Here is a 6079-nt window from a genome sequence, read left to right on the forward strand (position 1 = left end):
AATTTCTAAATATCTGAACGCAATGCCTAAAATTTCTTCTTTCTCCCCTGCTCCTCCGCTCCTCTGCACCCCTGCGGCCTCAACGATTTTCCCTTATCAAGCGTGCCATTCTTCTCTGCACCTCTGCAATCCTTACGCCGCTTACCCTTCAGCTTAACTTAGTGCCATTCGGTGCAGAGAAAGAGTTTGTAATAAGGGCTTTGCAAGAAAAAATATCTCTTAAACTCTCATTTCTCGGTTTCCTCTGCGGTTCCTAACTCCTCCATAAGTCAAATTTTCCAAACACTCTAATATCTTGAATCAACTTCCTAAACTTATGGTCACTACAAACACAATTCGCTTTTCTCAGTTCAATACTTCCTTGGACTATCGCTTGGTGTTCGCAGATGTGCAAACTAGGCCGACTCAACCAGGTAATACCATTCCTAATGTAGGCTTTGAAAGACAGACTACCTTTGCTACTGGCTTTATTCCTGCTGGTGCTGCGGGAACTGTAAATGGAGTAGAAACTCCATTAGGTGGATTGTCTGGTGTTACTTATGATGCAGAGAACAACCGCTACTATGCTATCTCAGACGATCGCTCTCAAGTTGCCCCTGCCCGTTTTTATACTTTCACTGCTACCGATTCCGGGGTGACTTTTACCAATGTCACCACCCTAAAAGATATCAACGGCAACTTTTTTGCACTAAACAGCCTCGACCCTGAAGGCATTGCTTTTACCAACAATGGTACTGTTTTCATCTCTTCTGAAGGCGAAGTTAATCCTACTGCTGGTCGGGTTAGCAATCCTTTCATTAAAGAGTTTTCCTTAGCTACAGGGCAAGAAGTGCGTAAGCTACCTATCCCCAGCAAATTCCTGCCAGTAGTTGAAGATACTAACGGCGATGGTATTGTAGATGCCGGAGATACGCAGACATCAGGCGTATACAATAACTTAGCATTTGAAAGCCTCACCATTACACCCGACCAAAAAACCTTATTCACCGCCACTGAAAACGCGCTCTCCCAAGATGGATTAAAGGCTTCGCTGACCAGTGGTAGTCCTTCCCGAATTCTGCAATTCAATCTAGTTACTGGACAACCAGAAAAAGAATACCTCTACATCACCGATGCAATTCCCGAAGCACCCAACCCAAGCACAGGCTCTGCTGACAATGGTTTGGCGGATTTATTGGCAATAGATAATCGTGGTACTTTCCTCGCCCTAGAACGCTCATTTGCCCAAGGTGTAGGCAACACCATCAAAATCTACGAAGTTTCTTTGCAAGGTGCAACTGACATTAGTTTCTACAATTCTCTCAATAATTTGAGTGCTGAACAACTAGCAGCGATTAAACCCGCCCAAAAGCGCTTACTGTTGAATTTCACTGACCTGAATCTGCCTACTGATGCAAATCACCCGATTACAGGGGTAGATAATATAGAAGGTCTTGCCTTCGGCCCTAAACTAGCAGATGGTCGTCAATCAATTGTGCTGGTGAGTGATAACAACTTTAGTGGCAGTCAATATACCCAAATCCTCACCTTGGGTGCAGACTTGGTTCCCACTGCTGCACCTACGGTAGAAACTCGTCCTAGTTTATTTGACGATGAAGAACCAGCACTACCTGCTGTAGATCAAAATGCCGACGCTGATGACCCTGCCATTTATGTTAATGCCACAAATGCTGCTGATAGTTTAGTCCTAACTTCAGTGAAAAATGCCGGATTGCGGGTTTATGATTTGTCTGGTAATTTGTTGCAGACGGTTAATCCTGGTGGTATTCGCTACAACAATATTGATTTGCAATACGGTTTTAAATTAGGCAATCAATCTATTGATATTGCCGTAGCTAGCGATCGCCAAAATGATAAACTAGCAATCTTCAAAATTAATCCCAATCCTGGCGCAGATGATAACTACCTGGAAGATATCACTGATAGCAATATTGGCACAATCTTCCAAACCTCACCTTTTGAACCTCCCTATTCCGCATCAACTCGCAGTTCTTACGGAGTTACCTTATACCGTAGCCCTGTAACTAATGATTACTATGTCTTCACTAGTCGCCGCCAAACTGGAGACATAGCTCAATTCAAACTAATTGACAAAGGTAATGGCCAAATTGGAGCGCAACTGGTGCGGGAATTTACCATCCCCTCACCCACAGCAGCAGACCGTTCTCCCCAAACAGAGGGTATGGTAGTTGACCAAGAAACCGGCTTTCTCTACATAGCCCAAGAGGATGTAGGTATCTGGAAATTCGACGCAGAACCAGACGGGGGCACAACAGGTAAGCTAATCGATCGCGTTCGTTTTGAAGGCGGTTCTCACCTCACCGATGATGCCGAAGGGTTAACCATATACTACGGCAAAAACGGCACAGGTTATCTGTTAGCATCCAGCCAAGGCGATAGTACCTTTGTTGCCTACACCCGTGAAGGTAACAACGAATATGTGGGCAACTTTGCCGTTGGTAATAATGGGTCAATTGATAGCGTGCAAGAGTCAGATGGTGCAGATGTGATTAACGTACCACTGGGGCCTAACTTCCCATTTGGTTTATTTGTCACTCAAGATGGCTCCAATGAACCGGCTAAGACAATTGATGGTGAAAACGTCAGTTCTAACTTTAAGTTAGTGCCTTGGGAAAATATTGCCAATGCCTTGCCCAATTCTCTAAATATTGACACCACAAGTTACGATCCCCGCAATCCTGTTGCTCAACCCAAGCTGACAATTTATGAATTTGAAGACCTACCCAAGCTAGGAACAACTTCTAAAGGTCAAGATATTTTCTTAGGTGGTTTTTCTGGATTGTATTTCCAAGGGTTTGCAGCAAATGGCAACTTAAAATTTGTCACTAACACAGACCGCGGCCCTAATGGAGAACCTGATGGTGTCAAAAGACCATTTTTATTACCCGGCTTTCAGCCAGAAATAGTTAGCTTTGAACTCAACCGCACCACAGGCGAAATTAGCATTACCAAGAGAACTGGACTATTCCGCCAAGATGGTACAACTCCATTAACGGGATTGCCTAATTTGCAAGCTGGGGCAAATGGTACTGCTTATACTGATGAAATTGCCGTTGACTTAGATAATAATGTTTTAGCTAACGATCCTTTGGGTGCTGACTTAGAAGGGATTGTAATAGCGGAAAATGGAGACTACTGGATGGTAGATGAATACCGTCCCGCAATTTACCACTTTGATGTTAATGGTAAACTGAGCGATCGCTTTATCCCTCAAGGAACTGCCACCGCACCCAACCCAGACGAACCCGGCGGAACTTTTGGTACAGAGGTATTGCCAGCAGTTTATGCCCAACGCCGTAATAACCGGGGATTTGAAGCTGTAGCACTTCAAGGTAATAAATTATATGCCTTTATTCAGAGTGCGATCGATAATCCCGATGTTGCCAATGATGCAACTTCCAAAGCTTCTCTAAACCTGCGAATTCTAGAGTTTGATATTGTCACCAAGCAGGTAACAGGAGAGTATTTATATCTTCTGCAAGGTTTACCAGGAACCGATAAAATTGGCGATGCAGTTTCCTTGGGTAACGGCAAATTTGCAGTAGTTGAGCGAGATGACAATGGTACATCTGCTAGCAATAAACTAATTTACCAAATTGATTTAGCTGGGGCGACCAACATCAACAACCCTGCTAACTTTACCTTGCCAGATGGTAAAACCATTGAACAATTGACCTCTGCTGAGTTAGCTGCTGCCAATATTACTCCTGTCACCAAGAGTTTGATTGCTAATGCTGCTCAGTTGGGTTACACCGGGGTAGAAAAATTAGAAGGTTTGGCACTGGTAGCACCTAATACCCTAGCCTTGATTAACGACAACGACTTCAACATTACAGGTAATACACCTGCGGAGAAACTCGGCATTCTCGAACTACCCAATAATCTGACAACTGCACAGCCTACTTTCCCTAATGGCTTTGGTTCTAGCAACAGCGATACTGTCAATCTTGAGCCAGGACAATTCTTTAGTGCAGGTGACGGAGCAGACTTTGTAGAAGGCACTAAAAATAACACAATTCTGGCTGGAAATGGTGATGACATAGTGCTTGCAGGGAGTGAATCTTCAGTATCAGGGAATGACGGTAACGATCAAATATTTATTGGTCAAAATGGCGCGGCGGAAAATACCAGTGCTGATGGTGGCAATGGTGATGATGTTATTACTGTAGTGGAAGCCAATGGTGTTAATAATTTGTTTGGGGCGGAAGGTAATGATACTCTCACAATAATTGAAGGTTCTCGCCAATCATTATTCGGTGGTTCAGGTAACGACACTCTCACCAGTAACGGCAGCAATAACCGTCTGTATGGTGGTTCCGGTGATGATAAACTCTTCTCTAATGTCAATGATTCGCTATTTGGTGGCGATGGTGATGATGTGCTATTTGCTGGTCAACAGGGCAGTAATCGTCTGAGTGGTGGTACTGGTGCAGATCAATTCTGGATTGCTAACGCCAGTTTGCCAGCTAGCAAGAACATCATTACTGACTTTACAATCGGGATTGACAAAATCGGACTTGGCGGTATTGGCGTAACTCAGTTTAGTGCGATCGCACTATTGCAACAGGGTAGTGACACTCTAGTTAAAACCGGAAATACAGAGTTGGTTTTATTGCAAGGAATTACCTCAACTAGCCTGACTGTAAATGACTTTGTTTTCTCGCCTAGCATTGTGGCTTAATTTGTTCTAGGACTTACGCCAAACCACAGGTAGTAGGGGCAATTCATGAATTACCCCTACCGAAAAATAAAGTAGGATTTACGCACTGTCCAATTTGGCTATTATGTGCATAACGATTGGTTCAGAATACAAGTCTGTTGGTTCAGAATACAAGTGCGTTGGTTCAGAATACAAGTGCGTTGAGCCTGAAACAACCTATTCTCGTAAATTCACACCATGATTAATTTGTACAGTGCTTAAGTTCTATAGGAATCGTATTTGATTTTTGAAAAAATATAAGTATTTGTAGGGTGCGTTAGCGTAGTGTAACGCACCCTACGTAAGATTTCAAAAATCAAATACTAGTGGTCTGTCAAATTTGTTTTGACGGTTAGAAAGACGCGATAAATCGCCGTCTCTACAGGAAATTTATCCATCAATTATTTATTGACAGACTACTAGTTCTATATAAGGTTTGGGCTATTTTTGGCGTAAGTTTTCGGTTAGCCTAGTGCATCCAACTTATATGCCAATACCCTTGGGTAAGCATTTCTCTGTTCTCTGTGCGTTCTCCTCTACGAGACGCTGCGCGAAGGCGTTCTTGGTGATTCGTTAAAAAAATTGACTTGCTATTTGGGGACTGATTTACCTTGGGTTGTTTGCTTTTGGGGTATATCAAGCCCTACCTAACCAACGACATGAGCCTGATTTACGTAAGACAGGTTATCTGTTAGCGATCGCCTGTGTTGCTCAAAGTGTCTGGGTGTATCTGTTCTTGTCTAGGCTTTTTGCTCTTTCTGTAATTGCAATGCTCTTGATTCTATTGCCCCTGATTGGTATTTATGTGCAGTTAGAAATTGGCAAAAAGCGTGTAACCCGGCTGATGAAATGGTGTATTCACTTTCCCATCGGCATTTATCTAGGCTGGATTAGTGTGGCAACCATTGTTAACATAGCATGTACCTTGTATTTTCAGGGATGGAACGGTTGGGGAATTTCTCCTGCGATCTGGACTCTGATTATGTTATCGATGGCAACAGCAGTTGCAGCAGTTATTTTTATTCAGCGTCGAGACATGGCTTATACAGGAGTAATCCTTTGGGCATTGGTAGCGATCGCACTCAAGCACTGGAATAACCCTATACTCAGAAATGCAGCGTTGATTTTAGCAATTGTCTTAGTTTTAACCGCTACAATTAACAGCTTACGCACCCAACAAGAACATATTTAACCCGGATTTCTCACCACATCTCTCAAAACCTTGTACTCTTGAGCAGGGGAGCAGGGGAGCAAAGGAGAGTTATTGTACAAGTTCTTTCCCCTCTGCCCCTCTGCCCCTCTGCATTTCTGCATTTCAAGCTTGTGAGAAATGCGGGTTAAGCCCTCCTTGCTTGGATG

General features: G+C 43.4%; 1 protein-coding gene and 1 pseudogene. Both read left to right on the top strand.

Going from position 1 to position 6079, the window contains the following annotated elements:
• Window positions 1-388: 388 nt before the first annotated feature.
• Complete coding sequence (locus tag CDG79_RS38400; RefSeq protein ID WP_442946284.1) at window positions 389-4702, top strand: phytase; 4314 nt, start codon at window positions 389-391, stop codon at window positions 4700-4702.
• A gap of 607 nt (window positions 4703-5309) precedes the next feature.
• Window positions 5310-5912, top strand: a pseudogene (locus CDG79_RS38405) (tryptophan-rich sensory protein); the annotation flags it as partial.
• Window positions 5913-6079 lie beyond the last annotated feature (167 nt).

Source organism: Nostoc sp. 'Peltigera membranacea cyanobiont' 232, from assembly GCF_002245985.1.
In the GTDB taxonomy this organism is placed as follows: domain Bacteria; phylum Cyanobacteriota; class Cyanobacteriia; order Cyanobacteriales; family Nostocaceae; genus Nostoc.